Source organism: Variovorax glucosi (assembly GCF_051216695.1).
Lineage (GTDB): Bacteria > Pseudomonadota > Gammaproteobacteria > Burkholderiales > Burkholderiaceae_C > Variovorax.
Genome location: NZ_JBPJZE010000048.1, coordinates 1 through 1,651, shown reverse-complemented (window position 1 = coordinate 1,651; position 1,651 = coordinate 1). Strand labels below are relative to the sequence as shown.

General features: G+C 67.7%; 2 protein-coding genes. Both read right to left on the bottom strand.

Features of this window, described 5'->3' with window-relative positions; translation table 11 throughout:
* Window positions 1-159: 159 nt before the first annotated feature.
* Complete coding sequence (locus ACSFA3_RS22705; RefSeq protein ID WP_435469400.1) at window positions 160-1,269, bottom strand: mandelate racemase/muconate lactonizing enzyme family protein; 1,110 nt, start codon at window positions 1,267-1,269, stop codon at window positions 160-162.
* A gap of 5 nt (window positions 1,270-1,274) precedes the next feature.
* The coding region (locus tag ACSFA3_RS22700; protein WP_475544576.1) for a type 2 periplasmic-binding domain-containing protein at window positions 1,275-1,651 on the bottom strand (377 nt) is incomplete at its 5' end.

Below are 1,651 nucleotides of genomic sequence, written 5' to 3'. Positions count from 1 at the left end.
TTCCGCGTGATCGGCGTTGCGCCGGACGCCTGCGAGCTGCAGTTCACGCTGCTGCGCCAGCCGCACATGGACGATGCGGCCTTCGAGCGCGATGCGCAGTGGATCGCCCGCGACCTGCAGGCGCTGCGCAACCTGCTCGAAGCAGACTGACCGGCTGGCTCAGCCGCGCACCACGATCGGCGTGAACTTGCGCCGCGCCTTCAGCTGGTCGGCATCCCACTCGATGCCCAGCCCCGGCGTCTCCGGCGCCACCGCGTGGCCGCCTTCGATGCGCAGCCGGCTCGTCGTCAGGTCGTCGAGCTGCGGGATGTATTCCACCCAGCGCGCATTCGGCACCGCAGCGCACAGGCTCACGTGCAGCTCCATCAGGAAGTGCGGGCACATCGCGATGTTGTGCGCTTCCGCGAGGTGCGCGATCTTCAGCCACGGCGTGATGCCGCCCACGCGCGCCACGTCGGCCTGCACGATGGAGCAGGCGCCCTGCTGGATGTATTCCGCGAACTGCGACGGGTGGTACATCGACTCGCCCACCGCGATCGGCACGCTGGTGCTCGCCAGCAGCTGCGCATGCGCGCGCACGTGCTCGGCCGGCATCGGCTCCTCGAACCATGCGAGGTCGAGCGGCGCGTACTGGTGCGCGCGACGAATGGCCTCGGCCGCGGTGAAGCTCTGGTTGGCATCGACCATCAGCTCGAAGTCCGCACCCACCGCTTCGCGCACCGCCGAGAGGCGCGCGATGTCTTGTGCCACATGTGGCTTACCGACCTTGATCTTCGCGCCGAGAAAGCCGTCGGCCTTCGCAGCGAGCGTCTGCTCCACCAGCTGTGCGGGCTCGATGTGCAGCCAGCCGCCCTCCGTGGTGTAGACCGGCACGCGCGACTGCGCGCCACCGGCCAGCCGCCACAGCGGCAGCCCTACAGCGCGCGCGTTGCGGTCCCACAGCGCGGTGTCGATGGCGGCCAGCGCCAGGCTGGTGATGGCGCCCACGGCGGTCGCGTGCGTGTGGAAGAACAGGTCGCGCCAGATGGCTTCGTACTGCTGCGGGTCGCGCCCGATCAGGCGCGGCGCGAGGTGGTCGTTCAGCAGCGCCACGATGGACGAGCCGCCCGTGCCGATGGTGTACGTGTAGCCCGTGCCCGCCGAGCCGTCGTCGCAGCGCACGGTGACCATCACGGTCTCCTGCGTCACGAATGACTGGATGGCGTCGGTACGCTTGACCTTGGGCGCAATGTCGATCTGCGCGATTTCGACCTGGTCGATCTTCGCCATCGTGCTCAGCCTGCGTTGCGCGTCACGTCCGCGGGCAGGTCGGCGCCGTGGAACTTCTTGTAGATGGTGTTGAGCTCACCGCTCTTGAGCTGCGCCTTCACGAACTCGTCGAGTTTGGCCTTCAGGCGCGGCTCGTTCTTGCGCATGCCGATGGCCAGGAAGTTGACCTTCATCGTGAACTTCGGCTCCATCTGCTTGGCCGGGTTCTTCTCGTTGATGGTCTTCAAGAGCGGCGGTGCGGTCGCGAAGATGTCGGCCTGGCCGCTCACCACGGCGGTGATGGAGGTGGCGTCGTCGTCGAAGCGAATCACCTGCGCGCCGGCCGGCAGCACCTTGGTCAGTTCCTGGTCGTTGGTGGTGCCGCGCGTGGCAATCACTTTCT

Excerpts from the sequence above, each read along its gene's own strand:
- ACSFA3_RS22705 (WP_435469400.1), bottom strand. The coding sequence starts at position 1,269 with ATGGCGAAGATCGACCAGGTCGAAATCGCGCAGATCGACATTGCGCCC.